Origin of the sequence: Paenibacillus sp. FSL R5-0378, from assembly GCF_038009285.1 — a bacterium.
GTDB classification, from domain to species: Bacteria; Bacillota; Bacilli; order Paenibacillales; family Paenibacillaceae; genus Paenibacillus_AQ; species Paenibacillus_AQ favisporus.
Map to the genome: position 1 here is coordinate 5,748,196 of NZ_JBBPAY010000001.1, position 21,405 is coordinate 5,769,600.

The window sequence follows — 21,405 nt, forward strand, 5'->3', positions numbered from 1 at the left end:
CGAGGGCTGGCGGCCCTTCCGTTCTTGGGTTCCGCGTCCGCTCACTTCAGCACCGTCCCGGGCGTCATGCTGGTTCCCCGGATAAACTGCCCGGCATCCATCGCCTTCTTGCCGCTCGGCTGAATATCAGTCAGCCACAGGGCCCCGTCGCCGGTTTTCACTTCAATGCCCTCCGGCGTAAGCTGAAGCACCGTTCCCGGAGCCGCTTCCTTGGATGCCTTCTCTCCTTTGCGGGAGCCCCAGACCTTGAACACGTCGTCGTTCCAGAACGTAAACGCCCCGGAAAAAGGCACCAGGCCGCGAATTTGATTGTAAATATCACGCGTGGACTTGCTCCAGTCGATTTTCTCGTCTTCACGCTTCAGGTTCGGGGCGTATGTAGCCTGCGAGTCATCCTGTACCGTCACCGGGACGCCGCCTTCCAGCAGCCGCGGCATCTGCTCCTTGAGCAGCGCCGCCCCGGCGGTGCTCAGCTTCTCGAACAGCGTTCCCGAGGTATCCTCGTCGGTGATGGGCACCTCCACTTGGGCGATCATGTCGCCCGTGTCCAGCCCTTCGGCCATGTACATGAGCGTAATGCCCGTCACCGTCTCGCCATTGATGATGCAGCGCTGAATCGGTGCACCGCCTCTGTATTTCGGCAAAAGCGAGCCGTGGACGTTAACGCAGCCCTTGGCCGGCAGATCCAGCACCGCTTTCGGCAAAATTTGCCCGTAGGCGGCCGTAACGATCAGGTCGGGCTTATAGGCCGCCAGCTCACTTACCGCTTCGGGGTTGCGCATGCGCTGCGGCTGCAGCACCGGCAGACCGTGCTCAAGCGCCACTTCCTTGACGGGCGTCGGCATCAGCATCTTCTTTCGTCCCTGCGGACGGTCCGGCTGCGTGACGACGGCCACGACGTTGTAGCCCTCTGCAAGCAGCATACGGAGACTGGGAACGGCAAACGCGGGCGTCCCCATAAAAACGATCTTCATCAGGCATTACTCCTTTCCGGCGCGTTCCGGCGTATACTCATACACTCTTTCTGCAATGTCGGTAAACAGCACGCCGTCCAAATGATCGATTTCGTGCTGGAAGCAGCGGGCCAGCAGGCCGGTGCCCGTAATCGTCACTTCCTTGCCGTTCTCATCCAGCCCTTTCACCGTAACCTGCTCGGCACGGCGCACGTCTCCGTTTAATCCGGGAATGCTCAGGCAGCCCTCCGGGCCGAACTGCTCGCCATCCTTGGCTACGATTTCCGGGTTGACCATCTTGATCAGGCCGTGCTCATCGCCGACATCGACGACGATCAGTCTCTTCAAAATGCCGACCTGCGGCGCGGCCAGGCCAACGCCCTCCGCGTCGTACATCGTGTCCGCCATGTCGTTCAGCAGCTTTTTGACATTGGGGGTAACTTCTTTCACTTCTTTAGCGGTTTTATGCAAAACCTCATCCGGTTCTTTCACAATAATTCGGATCGCCATGCTGACACCTTCCTTATCGGGTTCAAATATTCATTGTTGGTTATTCATCCATGATTCCATATGATGACGGTACGCCGCTTAAGAACGCTACATCAGCATTTGCGGGTCTACATCGATACTGATTTGAAGCTTCGGATTCTGCGCGGTATCCTCGAGCTGCTCGGCGGCTTCCCTGACCAGGCCGACAGCGTCGATGGTCCCACGCCATTTTATCATACATTGAAATCTGTATCTATTTTTTATCCGGGGCACAGGAGATGCCACCGGCCCCAGCACGTCAAAAGCGTCCGAGGTCAGCCGGTCCAGGCTGCCGTACCAGCCCTTCTGCCGGGCTTTGCCCTGGAGGACGGATACCATGTTCTCCGCCATCCGGACGAGAAACGGCAGCTGCTCATGCGACAGCGTGACCAGAATCAGCCGGCAGTACGGCGGATAATGCAGGTTCCGCCGATGCTTCAGCTCCTCCCGGACAAACGAATCGTAATCGTGCCCGCTGGCGTGAATGATCGAATAATGATCCGGCGTATAGGACTGGATCATGACCTCCCCGGGCAGCTGGTGGCGGCCGGCACGGCCGGCGACCTGGGTCAGCAGCTGGAACGTCTTCTCGGCGGCGCGGAAATCCGGCAGGTTGAGCGCCGAGTCGGCCGTAATGACGCCGACCAGCGTTACGTCCGGAAAGTCGAGCCCTTTGGCTACCATCTGGGTGCCCAGCAGCACGTCCGCTTTTTTGTCCCGGAACTGCTTCAGCAGCTTCTCGTGCGATCCCTTCTCCGTCGTGGTATCCACGTCCATCCGGATCACCCGGATCCCCGGAAACAGCTTCGCGAGCTCTTCCTCAACGCGCTGTGTACCGGTGCCGAAATAGCGGATATGCTCGCTTCCGCATTCCGGGCACACGGACGGCGCCGGCTCGGCATAGCCGCAGTAATGGCAGCGGAGGTTGTTCGATTTCTGATGGTACGTCAGCGAAATGTCGCATTCGGGGCAGCCGGCCACGTAGCCGCAGCTGCGGCACATGACGAACGTGGAGTAGCCGCGCCGGTTGAGCAGCAGCACGGTCTGCTCCTTGCGTTCCAGCCGGTCCGCAACCGCCTGATGCAGCGAACGGCTGAACATGGAGCGGTTGCCTTCTTTTAATTCTTCCCGCATATCGATGATTTGTACTCCCGGCAGCTCATTGCCGAGCGCCCGGGCCTTCATCTCGAGCAGCATTGGCGCAAACTCGTCGTTCGCCTGCGATCTCGCGGCATGGTAGCTCTCAAGCGAAGGCGTCGCCGAGCCCAGAATGACCGCCGCGCCGTGCTGCATCGCCCGCTGGACGGCCACGTCCCGGGCATGGTATTTCGGGCTTTCTTCCTGCTTGTACGACGTTTCATGTTCCTCGTCCATAATGATGAGCCCGATCTTGGCAAACGGCGCGAACACCGCCGATCTGGCGCCGATGGCAACGGCCGCCCGGCCTTCGCGGATTTTACGCCATTCGTCGTAGCGCTCCCCGCCCGACAGGCGGCTGTGCATAACGGCGACCTGGTCGCCGAAGCGCCCTTTGAACCGTTCCACCATCTGCGGCGTCAGCGAAATTTCCGGCACGAGTACGATGGCCTGCCGGCCCTGCGCAATGCAGCGCTGGATGCTCTGCAGGTAGATTTCGGTCTTCCCGCTGCCTGTAACCCCATGCAGCAGAAACACCCCGTGCCGCTGCGCATCGAGCACCGAGACAATACGGTCATAGGCGTTCTGCTGCTCCGCGGTCAGCGGCAGCGGATCGCTTGGCTTAAACCAGCGACCCCGGTAAGGATCCCTGAACGCTTCTTTGTCCTCAATCGTAATGTAACCCTTATCCGCCAGCCCTTTCACGGTCGCGGCCGACACCTGCAGCGTCGCCAGGACATCCTTCAGCGCAAGCGGAAGCATCTCTTTCATTTCCACAATAAACTGCAGCACCTCGCGCTGACGCTGTGCTTTCGGCGCGAACGACGCCAGCGCAGCCTCCGCTTCGTCCGGCGTTACCGCCAGATCGACGGCTTTCAGCGTCTTGATCTGCAGCTTGTCCTTGATGGATTGGTTTTCCTGCAGCACGCCCCGGCGCAGCAGCGATTTGATCACCGGTGCGCTGTCCGGAAACTGTCTGCTCAGCTGCTTGGAGGTGACCTCACCCTTTTTTTCGACGAAATCAAGAATCGCCCGCTCGCCCCCGGAAGGCTCCAGTTCCAATTCGAACAAGCCGCCGGAATACAAATCCTCAGGCTCCTTCGGCTGCGGGGTTCCGAGCGAGATAAACCGTTCGGCCTTGCCCTTGAGGGCCGTAGGCACCATGACCTGAAGCGCCGTAATCATCCGGCAGGCATACCTGCGGCTCATCCACCCGGCCAGTTCAACCAGCTCTTCGGACAGCGGCGGAATGACGTCAAGCACTTCCTGGATGGCCTTAAGCTTCATGCCGGCAGCCGCCGGCTCCGGCTCAAGGCCGACCACGAATCCCTGGACCGCGCGGTGGCCGAACGGCACACCTACCCGGCTTCCCACCTCGATCCATGCCCGCATGGATTCGGGAATGAGATAGTCAAAGGGACGGTCGGTATCACGCACCGGGACGTCGACGATCACCTTTGCCACACGCATCTCCATCAGGACAAAGCCCCATTCATCCGGGCCGCAGCGATCGTCAGCAGGCGCCGGGCCACTTCGTCCTTGGTCATTACGGGCATTTGTTCGACCAGTCCGCCGGCATCGTATACCTGAACGATGTTGGTATCGGATCTGAAGCCGGCTCCCTCCGCCGTTACGTCATTGGCCACGATCAGATCGGCGTTTTTCCGTTTCAGCTTATCCTGGGCATATTTCTCCACATCATTCGTCTCAGCTGCGAATCCGATCAAAAACTGCTTTGTCTTCGTCTTGCCGAGCTCCTCCAGAATATCCACCGTTTTGACGAGCTCGAGCGTCATCGTATCCCCCGACTTTTTCATTTTGCTTGCGGCCGTCACCTTCGGACGGTAATCCGCGACAGCCGCCGCCTTGATGACCAGGTCGCTGTCCTCCCAATGTTCCAGCACCGCCCGGTACATATCCTCGGCGGACTGGACTTTCACCGCGTCCACGTCCGAAGGGGGCTCAACGTCCGTATGGCCGTAAACGACATGCACCTCCGCGCCCATGTCTTTGGCGGCCTTGGCGATGGCAAACCCCATTTTCCCGGAAGAATCATTGGTGATGTAACGCACCGGGTCGATCCGTTCAACCGTTCCGCCTGAGGTGACGATGACCTTTTTCCCGCGGAGCAGACCCTGCCCTTGTACGGATTCATTGCGAGCCGCAAAAAAGCGCTCCACCACCTGGACGATCGTTTCCGGCTCCTCCAGCCGTCCCTTGCCCACATAGCCGCAGGCAAGCAGTCCTTCGCCGGGCTCGATCATCATCACGCCCCGGGACTCGAGCAGCCGCATATTGGCCTGAACCGCCGGATGGGCATACATATGCACGTTCATGGCCGGTGCGATCATGACCGGCGCCTCGGTGGCGAGCAGCGTCGTCGACAGCATGTCGTCCGCCAGACCATGGGCCATTTTTGCGATCATATTGGCTGTAGCCGGTGCGATGAGAACGAGGTCGGCCTCATCGGCCAAATGGATATGGGAGACAACGGATGGATCGCGCTCATCGAACGTGTCGCTGTATACCGGATTTTTGGACAGACTCTGAAAGGTCAGCTCCGTAATAAACTGCTTCGCCGATTCCGTCATGATCACGTGGACATCTGCGCCTTTTTGCACCAGCTTGCTGCACAGACTGGCCGCCTTGAACGCCGCGATTCCACCCGTCACGCCGAGCACGATGGTTTTGCCGGTTAACATACGATTTCCCCGCTTTCCGTTTCATTTAGATAGAGAAAAAAATACAACCTTGCGGTTGTATCTGGAAGACGTCTATACGCTCTTGCTGCAAACTTAATATGAGTTCTTGTTAGACCTGCCGCATAACAGCAGAAAAAGCCCCGTCCCGGGAAGAACAGGCTTACGCCTTATTCTCATCCCGTTCGGCGACCGGTTCCGGAATCACCCGAATCATATCCCCATAAATTTCCTCAAGCGCCACGCCCACGTATTTGTGGGATCTTGGATGCTTCAGGTCGGTCTTTGCGCCCTCGCGCAGCTGTCTCGCACGGCGGGAGGCCGCGACGACCAGCGAGTATTTACTGTCGACTTTATTCATCATTTCATCAATCGATGGGTACAACACTTGGCGACACCTCTTTTATTATTCTCAAATGGCTGCTGTCTTCGTTTATTTCTTAATTTTACAATGTTCGGCGATAATAATCGATTCTATTCGTTTGCAGGCGCAATCAATCTGATCGTTAACCACCGCATAGTCATAATGCTGCATCAAATTGATTTCGTCAACCGCCACCGTCATGCGGTGGTCGATCGTCGCCTGGTTCTCCGTACCGCGCCCGATGATCCGGTCCTTGAGTTCGTCCAAAGAAGGCGGCAGCAGGAAAATAAATACCCCCTCGGGAAACTTCTGTTTGACCTGAAGGGCACCCTGTACCTCAATTTCCAGAATAATATCGTTTCCGCTCTCCAGCGTCTTCTCTACGAAATCGCGAGGCGTTCCGTAATAGTTCCCCACGTACTCCGCATACTCCAGGAGCTGGTCATTCTGCATCATATCCAGAAATTCGTCACGGGTTTTGAAAAAATAATTGACCCCGTTCACTTCTCCCTGGCGCGGACTCCGTGTCGTCGCCGATACCGAATAGACCAAATCCGGCAGCTTCCCGCGCAGCGCGCTGCACACGGTTCCTTTACCGACCCCGGAAGGTCCTGACAATACAAACAATATTCCTTTTGACATATTACTCCCCATCTTGTTATTCGTCATTATCGTCATCTTTGCTGGACAGGCGATGAGCCACCGTCTCCGGCTGCACCGCTGACAGGATGACATGGTCGCTGTCCGTAATGATTACGGCGCGCGTCCTGCGCCCATAGGTCGCATCGATCAGCATGTGCCGATCTCTTGCTTCCTGAATAATCCGCTTAATAGGCGCTGATTCGGGGCTTACAATCGAAATGATACGGTTAGCCGATACAATATTCCCGAAGCCGATGTTAATGAGTTTGATTGCCATATTCAGGTTCTTCCCCCTATTCATTTGACTCTCTCCTGTTTTCTGTCGAAATTGTGCCTTACTCTATATTGGCCAGTTGCTCTCTAATTTTTTCCAGCTCCGCTTTCATTTCGACAACACGGTTTACCAGAGTCAGATGATTGGCCTTGGATCCAATCGTATTGACTTCCCTGTTCATTTCCTGAATCAGAAAATCGAGTTTTCTTCCGACCGGTTCATCCGCACGAAGTAATCCTTTGCATTGCTCAAAATGGCTGTGCAGACGTATCAATTCCTCATCGATATTGCAGCGGTCTGCAAAAATAGCAATTTCCATGCCAAATTTATGTTCATCAAAAGCAAACGAACCGTCATTCAGTTCAGCCAGCCTTTGTCTGAGCTTATTGCGGTATTCTTCGACTACGCTGGGTGCGAGCTGTACCATTTCTCCGTGAAGCTTCTCCAGCCGGTTCAGGCGCTGCTCCACATCACGGGCAAGGAAGCTTCCTTCGGAAGTCCTCATCGCAACGAGTCCTTCCATGGCCTTTACAAGACCTTCTTCAAGCACGCGTCCCCACTCTTCAGGCTCCGGATCCTGGTTTGTCCCGACTTCCTCGGGTGTGAGAAAGACGCCCGGCAGGGACAGCAGGTCTCTTACCGTCAGTTCGCCGTTCAGGCCATGCCTCTCGGATACCTCACGCGCCGCCTCCATATAAGTATTGACGGCTTTATGATTTAACAAAACAGGCGGAGCGGTATTCTCTTCCGCCTCCTTGTTAATAAAGACATCGATCCGGCCGCGCTTGACAAACCGCTGTACCGTTCTTCTCAAAGGGTCCTCAAAGCGTGTCCATTCACGCGGCAGGCGTATGACCACTTCGCAGTATCGGTGGTTCACGGATTTCACTTCAATTTCCACTTTATACCCTCCGAAATGAAGGGCGGATTGACCGTAACCGGTCATGCTGAAAGACATCGGCACCACATCCATTACACTATTGTAATTGATAACTATCTGTGAAACAAGGGGGACTGCCGGCGTCCGGATTTCTCCCACACATGGCTGATGAGCTGGGCGCTCATCTCATACAGCATAAACGGCGTCATTAAGTAAATTCCGTTAAAATGCTCCATCGCCACGTCGAGCAGCTCTTTGGCAATGGCAACCCCCATGGCTCTTCCTTCTTCGCCTTCCAGGCCGCTCATCCGGCGGCGCACATCGTCCGAGAGCTGAATTCCCGGCACCTCGTTGTGCAGGTATTCCGCATTGCGCCCGCTCGCCAGCGGCATGATGCCGAGGAAGATCGGAATGTCGAGGTGGCTCGTCGCTTCCTTCAGTGCGCGGATCAGCTCCGGATCGTACACCGGCTGGGTCATAATATAATCGGCGCCGGCAGCGATTTTGCGTTCCAATCGCAGCACGGCTTTATCGAGATGCTTCCCGTGAGGGTTAAACGCCGCGCCGACGACGAAGTTCGCCTTTTGCTTGAGCGGCTTGCCGGAGAAGGCGATTCCCTCATTTAACTGCTTGATCATTCGTATAATCTCAAAAGAAGTCAAATCGTATACGGAGCTCGATCCCGGCAAATCGCCGAAGCGTGCGGGGTCGCCCGTGACAGCCAGCACGTGATCGATGCCAAGGGCGTCAAAGCCCATAAGGTGCGACTGCGTTCCGATCAGGTTGCGGTCCCGGCAGGCGATGTGCACCAGCGGGCGCAAACCGGTCTGCGCCTGCACCAGATGGCCGAGAGCCATATTGCTCATCCGCGTAACCGCAAGCGAGTTGTCGGCGAGGGTCAGCGCGTCCGCCCCGGCATCCTTCAGCACCTGCGCCCCCTTCATAAATTTGGCGATATCCAAATCGCGCGGAGGGTCCAGCTCCACGATGACGGTGTGACGCTCTTTGACGAGGTCGACCAGGTTCGGGCTGCCGCCTTTGCCTTCACCGCCGCCGTCTGGCGCGAGATGTTCATGAATTTCAATCGGGGCAGGGGCGATGTCAATCGGCCCGTACGTAATCGGCTGCGGCTCGTAGCCCTGAAGCGCGGACGAAATCGCCGCGATATGCGCGGGCGTCGTCCCGCAGCAGCCGCCGATGATCCGGGAGCCGAGATCGGCGAATTTCACCGCCATCTGGCCGAAATAATCCGGCTTGGCCCCGTACTGATATTCCCCATCCACATAATCGGCGACCCCGGCATTCGGATACACCGACATCGGCACGGATAAGTGGCCGCCGAGGGTCTTCATCGCGCTCATGATGCCGTTAGGGCCCGTGCGGCAGTTGAAGCCGATCACGTCCGCGCCCTGCTGCTGCATCATCCGGAACGCTTCCGGCATCGTATAGCCGTCCAAGGTCCGGGCTACATCCTCAACCGCGAACTGGCAGATGACCGGCAGCGGGCTGAGCTTGCGCACGATAGACAAGGCCAGATACAGTTCTTCCACATCGTAGAAGGTTTCGAGCAGGATGCCGTCCACTCCTTCTTGCAGAAGGGCCTGAATCTGCTGCTCGAAATATTTCTTAAGCTCGGCCGTCGACACGTTGGTCCGTTTGCCGCCGCGGATGGAACCGATGGCTCCGACCACATAGCCGGCGGTTCCCGCTACTTCCCGTGCAATCCGGACACCCGCCCGGTTGATATCCTCCACCTTCGACTCCAGCCCGTATTTGGACAGCTTGTCGAAGTTGGCCGAAAACGTATTGGTCTCAATGATTTGAGCCCCGGCTTCCACATAACGCCGGTGAACATCCTTGATGACCTCCGGTGAGGTCAGGTTCAGTTCTTCATAGGAAATTCCCACAGGAAAGCCCATTTGATATAGAAAAGTGCCCATCGCTCCGTCGCCGATCAGCACCTGTTGATCCCACGCTTGACGCAAATCCGGTTTCATGTTGGCTCCTCCACCCCGAAAAAGTAGTTTCACATTAATGTATCATAAATCAGCGCACAAGATAAGTCATAGAATCCTCCAGTTATTTTACTAGAGTCGGATTTGGAAGATCTGCACCCCCGAGAAGCAGGAAAGCCCGGCGGATCGTATCCGCCGATACGCTCCCCGGGCTATTAAGGTGTTAACGCAGGTTTTTTAAAGGTCCGGGCGATTAAACGTCCTGGACGCTTCCCGTATACACGACAGCCGCTGGGCCTGTCATATAGACGTGGTTGTCTTTCTCGCTCCACTCGATGAACAGGTCTCCGCCTTTCAGCCGGATCGATGCCGACCGGTCGGTCAAACCGTTCAGCACGGAGGATACGAGGGTTGCACACGCCCCGGTTCCGCAGGCCAGCGTCGGACCGGCGCCGCGCTCCCAGACGCGCATGTCCACGGTACCGCGGTCTTTCACGGTCGCGAATTCGACGTTCACCTTTTTCGGGAATACCGGATGCACTTCCAGCTTTGGTCCCCAGGTGGCGAGGTCGAAGTTCACCGCGTCGTCCACGTAAATGACACAGTGCGGATTGCCCATCGACACGGCCGTAAACCGGAACTGCCGGCCGTCAGCCTCGATCGGCGCATCCACGACCGGGTTCGCGTCAATCGTCGTCGGTACACTCAATCCGTCGAGCACGGGCTCGCCCATATCCACCGTGACGGTGGCGGCCAGGCCGTTGTCCACATGGATCGTTACCGGCTGCACGCCGGCTCCAAGCGTTTCGATCGTAATTTGCTCACTGCTGACATAGCCGTGGTCGTACACGTATTTTGCCACGCAGCGGATGGCGTTGCCGCACTGCTCCGCTTCCGAGCCGTCCGAGTTGATGATGCGCATGCGAAAATCCGCCTTCTCCGACGGCAAAATATATACCAGTCCGTCCGCTCCGATGCCGAAATAGCGGTCGCACCATTTCAAGGCGAGCTCTGCCCCGTTGTCCGGCAGAGCCTTCTCGCCGTAGATTACGATAAAGTCGTTCCCGAGTCCGTGCATTTTTGTAAATTCCATGGATGGTGCCACTCCTTTGTTATGCTAGCTTTTTACTGTCCACTAGCATACCTCAAAGGACCGGGCCGTGCTATTGACTTTATGCAGAAATGTTTGTACTTTTCGCCACGAGGCGGCCGCTTCCCCGCCGCTTGTTGCGTCTTCCGCCCCATACGCTGCCGATGCCCATCAGGAAGGTAGGCACGCCGGCGCCGACGATCGTAATGCACCATTCGCGGAAGCCGAGCGGCACGGTTTTAAAGATCGGCTGCAGCGGCTCGATGTACATGACGCCGAGCATGAGCAGGACCGAGGACAGCACCGCCAGCACCAGGTACTTGTTTTGCAGCGGGTTGCGGTGGAAGATCGATCTGGAGCTCCGGCAGTCGAACACGTGGATGAGCTGGGCCATAACGAGCGTGGCGAAAGCTACCGATTGGGCTTTGGTGACCTGAGCGGCGTTGTGCGGATCCACGCGGAGAGTGAGCCAGAACGCGCCGAGCGTGCACAGACCGATCAGGAAGCCGCGGCTGATGATCTTCCATCCCAGCCGGCGGGCGAATATATTTTCTTTGGCCCCGCGCGGCTTGTGCTCCATGAGGTCCTTCTCCGGCTGATCCACGCCCAGGGCCATCGCCGGCAGGCCGTCGGTCACGAGGTTGACCCACAAAATCTGGATCGGCAGCAGCGGCAGCGGCAGGGCGAGCATCATCGCAAAGAACATCGTCAAGATTTCGCCGACGTTCGATGCAAGCAAATACCGGATGAATTTGCGGATATTCTCATAGATGCTCCGGCCTTCCTCGATTGCCGCCACGATCGTCGAGAAGTTGTCGTCGCTCAGGATGAGCGCCGATGCTTCCTTGGTGACGTCGGTACCGGTAATGCCCATGGCAATGCCGATGTCCGCCGCCTTGATGGCCGGCGCATCGTTGACGCCGTCGCCGGTCATGGCGACGACATGGCCTTTGCGCTGCAGCGATTTGACGATGCGCAGCTTATGTTCAGGAGATACGCGCGAGTACACGTACACGTTGTCGACCTTCGCATCGAGCTCCTGGTCATCGATCTGGGACAGCTCCTGGCCGGACATGGCTTCGCCTCCGCGCGGCATAATGCCAAGCTGCTGGGCGATCGCCTCGGCAGTCGTGCCATGGTCGCCGGTGATCATCACCGTCTTGATGCCCGCGCGGCGGCAGGTGCTGATCGCATCGCGCACTTCGCGGCGCGGCGGATCGATCATGCCGGCGAGGCCGACGAAGACGAGCTGGCTCTCGGCGTCCGCTTCGCTGTCCAGCGAATCATGCGGGCGCAGGTCGCGGTATGCCGTCCCCAGCACGCGAAGCGCGGAGGAAGCCATCTCTTCGTTGGCGGCAAGCACCTTCTGCCGGAGCGTGCCGGTAAACGGCACAACGTTGCCTTCCCACAATATATAAGTGCACTGGTTCAACAGCACGTCTGGCGCGCCCTTGGTGCATAAAATTTTGCCGCCCTGGTGGCTCACCACGACCGACATCAGCTTCCGTTCGGAATCAAACGGAAATTCCTTATCCCGCTGATACAGTGCCGACAAGGACTGCGTCGTCATCCCCATTTTGGAAGCGAGGGTAATGAGCGCCCCTTCGGTCGGATCCCCTTTCAGCTCCCATACCGGGCCTTGAGGCTCCTCCTTGCCTTTGCGCTTGCCGTGCGACTCCGGAGCCGCCGTTTCGTAAATTTCCGCGTTGTTGCACAGCGCGCTGATCTGGAGCAGCCTGCGCAGCCCCTGGTCGTTCTTCACGTCGACCGGCTTCTTCTCTTCGAGGATTTGTCCGGTTGGCGCATAACCGTCGCCGGTGACCTCCAGGCTTCTTCCCCCGACCCATACGCGCGTAACGGTCATTTTGTTCTGCGTCAGCGTTCCGGTTTTATCGGAGCAGATGACCGATGCGCAGCCCAGCGTTTCGACCGACGGCAGCTTGCGCACGATCGCCTTCCGCTTGATCATCCGCTGCACGCCGAGCGCCAGCGCCACGGTCACGATGGCAGGCAGTCCTTCGGGAATCGCCGCTACGGCCAGGCTGACGCCGGCCAGGAACATGCCGACGGCAGGCTGTCCATGCAAAATTCCGGCAACGACGACCATGACCGTAAGCCCCAGCGACAGGATGATGAGCATTTTGCCGAGCTGCTCCAGGCGGTGCTGAAGCGGCGTTTCCTGCGAGTCTGTATTCTGGATCAGATCGGCGATTTTCCCCATTTCCGTATCCATGCCGGTGCGTACGACAACGCCTTTGGCGGTCCCCCGCGTCATCATGGTTCCCATGAAGCCGGTGTTCTTCTGATCGCCAAGGGGCACGTCCGCTTCTTGAATAGGCTTGGCATGCTTGCCTACCGGCACCGATTCCCCGGTCAGCGCGGATTCTTCAATGTAACAGCTGCTCGTTTCCAGCCAGCGGACATCGGCGGGCACACGGTCTCCGCTTTCCAGCAGAACAACGTCCCCGGGAACGAGCATTTTGGCCGGCACCTGAACTACCTTGCCTCCCCGAAGCACCTTCGCTCCCGGAGCGGACAGCTGCTTCAGCGCGCGCAGGGAGCGTTCCGCCTTGAACTCCTGGATGAAACCGAGGACCCCGTTCAGCAAAATGATGGCGATAATGGTGATGGCGTCCAGGTATTCGCCGAGGAGGCCCGAAACCAGCGTTGCCCCCATCAGCACCAGCACCATGAAATCTTTAAATTGGTTCAAAAATAAGGCCAAAGGAGAAATACGCTTTCCTTCCGAAAGCTCGTTCCATCCGTTTTTCTTCCGTCTTTCCTCCGCCTCTTCTTCCGAAAGGCCCTGATGCGGGTGAACGCCGAGGACATGCTGCAGTTCTTCCGCGTCCAACTGATGCCATTTTTTTTGTTCCATAGCTTCCCTTTCCCTCCCGGTCTTTGTGCGCTGCGGGTGTTCAACAGCTTTTCCACCTGTTCTATCGTAAATGTATTCGGACAGGGCCTAAAATATCACAAGCCTGGCCTCTTAAGTTTTTGGCCAAACTATGGCATCATAGTATGGAGGCAATCGTAACCAAGTACAGCATAAAGATGGGAGATACACTATGGCATTAGATGGAATCGTAACGCGGGCCCTTGTCCATGAGCTGCAAAGCATTCAGGGCGCCCGGATCAGTAAAATATACCAGCCCAACGATCACGACCTGCTCTTTCACCTCCGGACCCGGGAGGGCAACGCCAAGCTGCTGCTGTCGGCCAACCCGACGTATCCGCGGGTGCACTTCACCGAGCGAAGCTTTCTGAATCCGCAGGAGGCGCCGATGTTCTGCATGCTGCTGCGCAAGCACTGCGAAGGAGGCATCATCGAAGACATCCGGCAGATTGGAATGGAGCGGATCATTCATATTACCGTCAGACAGCGGGATGAGCTGGGGGACATCTCTTCAAAGCAGCTCATCATCGAATTGATGGGCCGGCACAGCAACATTATTTTGTCAGACCCTTCGAGCGGGACGATTCTGGACGGCATCCACCATGTCACCCCGAGCATCAGCAGCTACCGGGTCGTCATGCCGGGCTTTTCCTATACGGAGCCTCCGCAGCAGCATAAGCTGAATCCGCTTGAGGTTACAGGAGAGCTATTTGCACAAAAATATACCGAGGAAGCGGATGCAGAACCGATCTCGTGGATCGTGGATACGTTCAGCGGCGTAAGCCCGCTGGTTGCGCAGGAGATCGTGCACCGCGCCGGCCTTCAGTCCTACTCGGAAGAAGGGCCCGAAGCTGGCGAAGCACGCCGAAGCGCCCTATGGAACGCCTTTACCGGGCTGATGGACAGCGTCAGACAGCAGGCGTACCAGCCGATGTCAGGGGCGAACACCAAGGGGAAAATGGTTTTTTCCGCCGTCGAGCTGACGATGATTCAGGAAGAGGTCAAACGCTATGAATCCATCAGCACATGCATGGAGGATTATTACGGTGAAAAAGCCGAGCGCGACACCGTCAAGCAAAAAACGAGCGATCTGCTGCGTTTCCTGCACAATGAGCGCGCCAAAAACATTAAAAAGCTGGACCACCTGCACGCCGATCTGGAGGAAGCCGCCGATGCGGACCAATACCGGATTTACGGCGAGCTGCTGTTTGCCTCCCTGCATACGATTGCAAAGGGGGACAAGGAGGCGGTGCTGACCAACTTCTACGACGAAGACCAGAAGGAAGTGGCCATTCCGCTGGACCCGCTGCTCAGTCCTTCTGATAACGCACAGCGGTATTTCAAGAAATATAATAAGTACAAAAACAGTCTGGCCGTCATCGACGAGCAGCTTGCTATAACGAAGGAAGAGATCCGCTACATGGACGACCTGCTCCAGCAGCTGGCCCATGCATCCATGAACGATATCGACGAAATCCGTGAGGAGCTCGTTCAGCAGGGATATCTCCGCGACCGCAGCAAAAAAACGCGCAAAAAGAAGAAAAACGACCGCCCTACGCTGCATGTGTTCACATCATCCGAGGGCATCGAAATTTACGTAGGCAAAAACAACCTGCAGAACGAATACGTAACCAACAAACTGGCCAGCGGCAGTGATACGTGGCTGCACACCAAGGATATCCCCGGGTCCCACGTCGTCATCCGCAGCAGCCAGTTCGGGGACCAGACCCTGGAGGAAGCCGCCCAACTGGCCGCCTACTTCAGCCAGGCCAAGGAATCCAGCAGCGTGCCGGTCGACTGCACCCTGATCCGCCATGTGCATAAGCCGAGCGGCGCCAAACCGGGCTTTGTCATTTATGATCACCAGCGGACGCTGATCGTCACGCCTGACGAGGAATTGATCAAGTCGCTTCCGAGCGTCATTAAATAATCATACAAAGCTTTAGATTTCTAAATATAGAAAGAAGACGGTTGAGCCGTGCTCAATGAACGTCCGTAAGCTTCAGCACCCATAATAGAAAAGGCTATATCCTCCGTTCCTGAGAGCGGGTGGGATACAGCCTTTTTTGATGTCTTCCTGATTTATTGTCTGTCCGGTTTATTTCTCCCGGATTTCCCGGTTTAAGCGCTCGATGATGTCCGGCAGCTGCTGCATGCCAAGATCCCCTTCGCCCCGCTTGCGGACCGCCGCTGCACCCGCCTCCTGCTCGCTCTTGCCGACGACGAGCACGTACGGCACTTTTTCCAGCTCGGCTTCGCGGATTTTATAGCCCAGCTTCTCGTTTTTGGCACTGACCTCAACCCGAATGCCCTCTTTCGCAAGCGACTGCTTAACCTGATAAGCATAATCCAGATCGTGCTCGGATACCGGGACGACCTTGGCCTGGACCGGTGCCAGCCACAGCGGAAAAGCTCCCGAGTAATGCTCCGTCAGAATGCCGATGAAACGGTCGATGGAGCCGTAGACGGCACGGTGAATGATGACCGGGCGATGCTTCTGATTGTATTCACCGACATAGCTGAGACCAAACTTCTCCGGCATTTGAAAATCGAGCTGGATCGTCCCGCACTGCCAGCTGCGCTTCAGGGCATCGAGAATATGAAAATCGATTTTCGGACCGTAGAAAGCTCCGTCTCCCTCGTTCAGGCGGTATTCGATCCCCCTCCGCTCCAGCACGCTGCGCAGCGACTGCTCGGCCTGCTCCCACAGCTCATCCGAGCCCATGGAATCCTCCGGCCGCGTCGACAGTTCGATCCGGTATGAGAAGCCGAATATGGCGTACATATCGTCGATCAGGTCGATAACGCCGGCGATTTCCTCCTCGATTTGGTCAGGTCTGACAAAGAGGTGAGCGTCATCCTGGCAAAACGTCCGCACACGCATCATGCCGCTCAGCGCGCCCGAATATTCGTGGCGGTGAACCTGTCCGAATTCGGCCAGCCGGATCGGCAGCTCGCGGTAGGAGCGGAGGCCGCTTTTGAAAATCAGCATATGCCCCGGGCAGTTCATCGGCTTCAGCGCATATTCCGTCTCGTCCACCTGGGTAAAATACATGTTGTCCTTGTAGTGATCCCAGTGCCCGGATTCCTCCCACATCCGCTTGTTCATCATAAGCGGCGTGCGGACCTCTTCATATCCTCTAGCGGCGTTCAGCTCACGCTCCAGCTTCTCCAACTCGTTGCGGATGGTCATGCCTTTAGGGAGGTAAAACGGCATGCCCGGCGCTTCCTCCGAAAACAGGAACAATCCCTGCTCCTTGCCCAGCTTGCGATGGTCGCGCTTCTTCGCTTCCTCGAGCATGTCAAGATGCTCGTCAAGCTGAGCCTTCTTGGGGAAGGCGGTGCCGTAAATCCGCTGCAGCATCTTGTTGTCCGAGCTTCCGCGCCAATAGGCTCCGGCTACGCTCAGCAGCTTGAACGCTTTGATTTTACCCGTGGAAGGAAGGTGCGGTCCTCGGCACAGGTCCACAAACTCTCCCTGCTCGTAAATCGAAATTTCGGCGTCCTCGGGCAGGTCCCGGATAAGCTCAAGCTTCAGCGGCTCCTGCAGCTGCGCGAACAGGTCCAGCGCTTCCTTCCGGCTGACCGCCTTCCGCCGGATCGGCAGATCCTCTTCCGCAATCCGCTTCATTTCCCGTTCGATCCGGGATAAATCCTCGCTCGTCAGCGGGCTTGGAAGATCCATGTCGTAATAAAATCCGTCCTCGATGACCGGCCCGATCCCCAGCTTGACGGAAGATGCTCCGAATAAACGCTTCACAGCCTGCGCCAATAAATGCGCTGTGCTGTGCCGGTACACCTCGATCCCTTCCGGACTGTCCACCGTCACGATTTCAATGCTGCTGTCCTGCTCCACCGGCGTACTGAGATCCACCAGGATCCCGTCAATTTTGCCTGCTGCGGCATTTTTTACGAGGCTGCTGCTGATCGATTCGGCGATGCTCTCCAGCCGGACGCCTTGCTCGAATGCTCTTACCGAGCCGTCCGGCAGCTTGACTTGTATTTCCTTGTTCATGTTTTTCCCTCCGTCAAATTCGGTCGATTTGGTGAACGCAAAAAAACGCATCTCATCCCAAGGGACGAGTGCGTTCAGCTCGTGGTTCCACCCTAATTCGACCTGCATCCGACGGTTCATCCGAACACGTACATATGCAAAGTCCTTATTAAGCATCCGATATCGGGGATTAACCGGTTCCTTCTACTGCCGCCGCTTGGGACAGCGGGTTCAAAGGGACAGCTGCAAAGGGGTAATTTCTGAACCGGTGTCAGGAGAAGCTTGCACCACTCACTTCTCTCTCTGGGCAGTCCTGGATCGAAATCATGTCTTTGGTCATCGCCTTACAAGTTTGTGTTTGTTGCTTGGTTCAACATTATAGTACGGCCTGCAAGCCCGGCGCAAGCCCAATTTTCCAATTTTGCAAAAAAAGGTTAAAACCCGCCCGGGTACCCATGACTATTTTGTTCCCCGTTGAAGCTGTTCCAATACAGTCACCGGGATTGTACGGCTGCCGATATCGCCATGGAAGACGACGCCCTGCCGTTCCCCGTGAAAATCGGAGCCCGCCGTGACGATCAGCCCATGCTCATCAGCCATCCTCAGGTACCGTTTCTCATCGGCCGGGCCGTGGTCGGAATGGTAGACTTCGATTCCGGCAGGTTTCGCTTCCCTAACAATCCGCTCCACCAGCGCGTCGTCGCCGTAGATCCCCGGATGGGCCAGCACAGGCGTTCCGCCGGCTTCCCGGATCCAGGCGCAGGCATCCGCGGGCGTGATCCGCGGAACGGATACGTAGGCAGGCGCATCCTCGCCCAAAAAGCGGTTAAAGGCGTCCCGCATGTCAGAGGCATAGCCCTTCTTGACCAATACATCGGCCATATGCGGCCGCCCGACGCTTTCATCCGGCTTCAGCTCGCGCCCCAGCCCGGCAATGACCTCCTCGAGCGTGATGGAAATTCCAAGCTGCTGCAGCTTCGCGATCATCTGATCGTTACGCCGTTCCCGAGTCTGTCTCAGCTCGGCGAGATGGTTCAAAAACGGCTCATGTGTTATGTCGATGTAATAGCCCAGGACGTGTATATCCTTGCCGCCGGCACGGGTGCTGATTTCGACGCCGGGAACGACGGTGATGCCGAGCCGCTGCCCGGCTTCCAGTGCTTCCGGAATGCCTCCCACGGTGTCATGGTCGGTAATCGCCACCGCTGCTAGCCCTTTTTCCTGAGCTATCCGAACGTTCTCTGCGGGTGGCTGCATACCGTCGGAAGCCGTCGTATGCGTATGCAGGTCACCATATTTCTGATCTGCAGACAAGTCCATTCCTCCTTCACTCATTCAGTGTTTTAAGCTGTAATATTCCTTTAACTGTCGGCTTGGCCCTATTCCCCCTGCTGATCCTGCTGCTGTTTGAGAAAATTCAGAAAGGTCACGGCAGACAGCGGAAGCAGGGTGGATTTCAAATGAATGGCATAAAACTGCCGCTTAAATTCGGCGTCTCGGATCGGAATGATGGTAACCAGATTCAGTGCGGTTTCATGCTTGACCGAGGCCGGCGACAGCATCGTAATGCCGAAACCGGCCTCGACGGCGGATTTCACCGCTCCCGTGCTGCCAAGCTCCATCGCGGTCTGCAGGCTTTGCGGATCGATCCCCTTGTGGATCAGCACACTTTCCATCACCTGACGCGTGCCCGACCCTTTTTCCCGCAGCACAAACGGATAGGCAAGCACTTCTTCCAGCTCGACCGATTCCCGTTCCGCCAAGGGATGGCCGATGGGGACGATCAGCTTCAGCTCGTCCTGCATGACGGGATCGATGACCATATCCGGATGGTGGATCGTCGCCTCGATCAGGCCGAAATTCAGCTGATGCTTCGTAATCTCTTCGATGATCTGTGTGGTGTTCATCACTTTCATCATAATGCTGATGTGCGGATACTGCTGTCCAAACGGACCGAGCAGCCGCGGCAGGAAGTATTCGCCGATCGTGAGGCTGGAGCCGAGCTGAAGCCGGTCCTGCAGCATATGGGTATGCGATGCCATCGCATTGTCCGTTTCCTTGACCAGGGCGATGCTCTTTGCCGCATACGGCAAAAGGGTGATCCCCGCTTCGGTCAGCTCGATCTTCTTGGTGGAGCGGATCAGCAGGCGCGTCCCGAAATATTCCTCCAGGGACTGAATCTGCATCGTAACGGCCGGCTGGGTCATGTGCAGCGCGCTCGCCGCCGCCGAGAAGCTCCCACGTTCCGCCACGGTATAAAAAATGTGGAGCTGGTGAAAATTCATGGCATGCTCTCCCCCTCGTCGTTCTTATATTGTATCCGATTCGGCCGTGAACCACCAACGCCGTTTAACATTTCAGCGGCAGATAAAGACTGCGAAACCCGGCACATGAATCAACAAAAATGAGCATGGCTTCCCGGAGGGGGAATCCATGCTCACGCTTACAAAACGCGGTTATTTCCGCTTGCGAGTATTTTTAATCAACGTCATTCTCCGCGAATGGCGCAGCCAGGAATAATAAGACTTCAGGTCCCTCAGTTCGATCGTCTCCGACATTTTGCCAAGGAACGTCACGATAATCATCTTGTGCAGCGGATTTCCGCTGATGTCGGTTTCCCCTTCGATCTCCGCAAATTCCGCGACGACGACAAGATCCTCGTCAATCAGGTAAACGTCCTTCTCATTCCGGTAGTAGGGAGCGATCCGGCCCTGCTTCAGGCACTCCCACATCCATGCGGCTATATCATCTATACTATGGATATCACTATGAATCCGGTCGTTGTACCTTGTCTTCGCATGATGGGTAATGACGATGTCGGCCACCCGCTTATCCCCTAAGGTCACAAAAAAAGGTTCATAGGTGCTCCATCTTTCCATTCCTTTGTCGCGCATGGACTATCACTCTCCACTACATAGGACTTTGTATCTATGTATTTATGCCTATTATATTACATCATTACCACGTTCTTCACAAGCTCCAAACTACGTATCCCGGCATATTTTCATATACATAAAAGAGGACCGACACATTTAGGCAGTCTATATCCGTGCAAATCGGATATTTACTTGATGATGCACAGGCTTTGCCGGCGCTGAAGCCGGAAGCCATGATCTAAAAAAAGAAGCAGCCGAATTCGGCTGCTTCCTGACCATACGATTACTTTCCAGGTGGGATTGAAACTGATGACAGGCAGATGAACCTCCTACTATAAGCCATAAAATCTGGTCTTATCCGTTACGTCGCTCGAATATTCCGTTTTGATCTCGTTGCGGTAGGAGCGTTCGATTTTACGCACATAGGAAAGGCGCCGGATATTTTTGGCTACTTCCTCAGCCCGGTCCGCATTCACGTACATGACGACATAGTGCATCCGGCGAGATATATAGTGAACGGTCCCGTACTTCTCCAAATTCCGCGCTGCCTTGATATCGCTAACCCAAATGATATACCCCGTCCGTTCTGCAAACATGATTTCCCACCTCACTTATACTGGCTCTCTATATTTTACCCGCCGCAGGAGCATTTGCCCCCGCCGCCGCATCCTTTCAGATGCGAATCGTTGCCCGGCACCTTGATCGTATCCGATACGGAATAAGCGATCATTTCGGACATTTGGTGCAGCATGTCATCCAAGTTCTGCTCGGCCAGCTTGAAGCGTCTCACTTCCTCGAACTGCTCCAGCTGCTGCTCCACTGCCTTGACCTCATCCTTGGCACTGTGGTAATTCGGATGGAAATGGCCGAAACGCTGGGTCTCTTCGAAAAGCTCCTTCTTCTTCGCCAGAAGCCGGACCAGCTCCTGTACGGCCGGATTGCTGCCAACCTGCTGCTTCCAATATAAATAATCGGACACCTCAACCGACTGATTGATCATATCGCCTAATTCATAGGCGTTCATCAGCACGGCTGCCATGTCGACCGTGTTGATCTCCGATACGCTCATGAACTTCATCCCAATTCTATAAGAATGTTCTCCTCCGTCTGGAGTAGA

General features: G+C 56.4%; 18 protein-coding genes. 1 reads left to right on the forward strand and 17 read right to left on the reverse strand.

The window, feature by feature from the left end; translation table 11 throughout:
- Positions 1 to 41: 41 nt before the first annotated feature.
- From fmt to MKY74_RS26745, 11 genes are all read right to left on the reverse strand, one after another.
- Complete coding sequence (gene fmt, locus MKY74_RS26695) at positions 42 to 974, reverse strand: methionyl-tRNA formyltransferase (RefSeq protein ID WP_076169937.1); 933 nt, start codon at positions 972 to 974, stop codon at positions 42 to 44.
- 6 nt (positions 975 to 980) lie between these two features.
- Entirely contained in the window at positions 981 to 1,463 is a 483-nt protein-coding gene (def, locus tag MKY74_RS26700) for a peptide deformylase (RefSeq protein WP_076169936.1), read from the reverse strand.
- Positions 1,464 to 1,550: 87 nt separating this feature from the next.
- Entirely contained in the window at positions 1,551 to 4,088 is a 2,538-nt protein-coding gene (priA, locus tag MKY74_RS26705; protein ID WP_076170162.1) for a primosomal protein N', read from the reverse strand.
- Between the two features lie 5 nt (positions 4,089 to 4,093).
- The gene (coaBC, locus tag MKY74_RS26710; RefSeq protein WP_076169935.1) at positions 4,094 to 5,320 is read right to left on the reverse strand and encodes a bifunctional phosphopantothenoylcysteine decarboxylase/phosphopantothenate--cysteine ligase CoaBC; all 1,227 of its coding nucleotides are present in this window, start codon (positions 5,318 to 5,320) and stop codon (positions 4,094 to 4,096) included.
- A gap of 160 nt (positions 5,321 to 5,480) precedes the next feature.
- Positions 5,481 to 5,705, reverse strand: a complete 225-nt coding sequence (rpoZ, locus tag MKY74_RS26715; protein WP_076169934.1) for a DNA-directed RNA polymerase subunit omega — start codon at positions 5,703 to 5,705, stop codon at positions 5,481 to 5,483.
- A 45-nt stretch (positions 5,706 to 5,750) separates the two neighbouring features.
- Complete coding sequence (gene gmk, locus MKY74_RS26720; RefSeq protein WP_076169933.1) at positions 5,751 to 6,323, reverse strand: guanylate kinase; 573 nt, start codon at positions 6,321 to 6,323, stop codon at positions 5,751 to 5,753.
- 16 nt (positions 6,324 to 6,339) lie between these two features.
- On the reverse strand, positions 6,340 to 6,600 hold the full coding sequence (remA, locus tag MKY74_RS26725; RefSeq protein WP_006209218.1) for an extracellular matrix/biofilm regulator RemA: 261 nt from the start codon (positions 6,598 to 6,600) through the stop codon (positions 6,340 to 6,342).
- A 58-nt stretch (positions 6,601 to 6,658) separates the two neighbouring features.
- A complete protein-coding gene (locus MKY74_RS26730) occupies positions 6,659 to 7,555 on the reverse strand; it encodes a YicC/YloC family endoribonuclease (RefSeq protein WP_076169932.1) in 897 nt (298 codons plus the stop codon).
- Positions 7,556 to 7,590: 35 nt separating this feature from the next.
- Positions 7,591 to 9,474: a bifunctional homocysteine S-methyltransferase/methylenetetrahydrofolate reductase gene (locus MKY74_RS26735; RefSeq protein ID WP_076169931.1), complete on the reverse strand. Its 1,884-nt coding sequence runs from the start codon at positions 9,472 to 9,474 to the stop codon at positions 7,591 to 7,593.
- Between the two features lie 211 nt (positions 9,475 to 9,685).
- Positions 9,686 to 10,525 (reverse strand): diaminopimelate epimerase, encoded by an 840-nt coding sequence (gene dapF / locus MKY74_RS26740; protein WP_076169930.1) that lies wholly within the window; start codon positions 10,523 to 10,525, stop codon positions 9,686 to 9,688.
- A gap of 79 nt (positions 10,526 to 10,604) precedes the next feature.
- Positions 10,605 to 13,400, reverse strand: a complete 2,796-nt coding sequence (locus tag MKY74_RS26745) for a calcium-translocating P-type ATPase, SERCA-type (protein WP_076169929.1) — start codon at positions 13,398 to 13,400, stop codon at positions 10,605 to 10,607.
- Between the two features lie 190 nt (positions 13,401 to 13,590).
- On the opposite strand from MKY74_RS26745, the gene MKY74_RS26750 reads away from it, so the two are divergent.
- Complete coding sequence (locus tag MKY74_RS26750; RefSeq protein WP_076169928.1) at positions 13,591 to 15,348, forward strand: Rqc2 family fibronectin-binding protein; 1,758 nt, start codon at positions 13,591 to 13,593, stop codon at positions 15,346 to 15,348.
- A 168-nt stretch (positions 15,349 to 15,516) separates the two neighbouring features.
- Here the strand turns inward: MKY74_RS26750 and thrS are convergent, their stop codons facing one another.
- The 6 genes from thrS to MKY74_RS26780 all read right to left on the reverse strand — a co-directional run bounded on the left by thrS (position 15,517) and on the right by MKY74_RS26780 (position 21,357).
- The gene (gene thrS / locus MKY74_RS26755; RefSeq protein ID WP_076170161.1) at positions 15,517 to 17,433 is read right to left on the reverse strand and encodes a threonine--tRNA ligase; all 1,917 of its coding nucleotides are present in this window, start codon (positions 17,431 to 17,433) and stop codon (positions 15,517 to 15,519) included.
- A 438-nt stretch (positions 17,434 to 17,871) separates the two neighbouring features.
- Positions 17,872 to 18,732 carry a PHP domain-containing protein gene (locus MKY74_RS26760; RefSeq protein ID WP_076169927.1) on the reverse strand — a complete coding sequence of 287 codons (861 nt, stop codon included), beginning with the start codon at positions 18,730 to 18,732 and terminating at the stop codon, positions 17,872 to 17,874.
- 59 nt (positions 18,733 to 18,791) lie between these two features.
- Positions 18,792 to 19,697, reverse strand: coding sequence for a selenium metabolism-associated LysR family transcriptional regulator (locus tag MKY74_RS26765; RefSeq protein ID WP_076169926.1), 906 nt, complete (start codon positions 19,695 to 19,697; stop codon positions 18,792 to 18,794).
- A 171-nt stretch (positions 19,698 to 19,868) separates the two neighbouring features.
- Entirely contained in the window at positions 19,869 to 20,306 is a 438-nt protein-coding gene (locus tag MKY74_RS26770) for a hypothetical protein (RefSeq protein ID WP_076169925.1), read from the reverse strand.
- A 314-nt stretch (positions 20,307 to 20,620) separates the two neighbouring features.
- On the reverse strand, positions 20,621 to 20,884 hold the full coding sequence (locus MKY74_RS26775) for a YlbG family protein (protein WP_076169924.1): 264 nt from the start codon (positions 20,882 to 20,884) through the stop codon (positions 20,621 to 20,623).
- A 35-nt stretch (positions 20,885 to 20,919) separates the two neighbouring features.
- Positions 20,920 to 21,357: a YlbF family regulator gene (locus tag MKY74_RS26780; RefSeq protein ID WP_076170160.1), complete on the reverse strand. Its 438-nt coding sequence runs from the start codon at positions 21,355 to 21,357 to the stop codon at positions 20,920 to 20,922.
- Positions 21,358 to 21,405 lie beyond the last annotated feature (48 nt).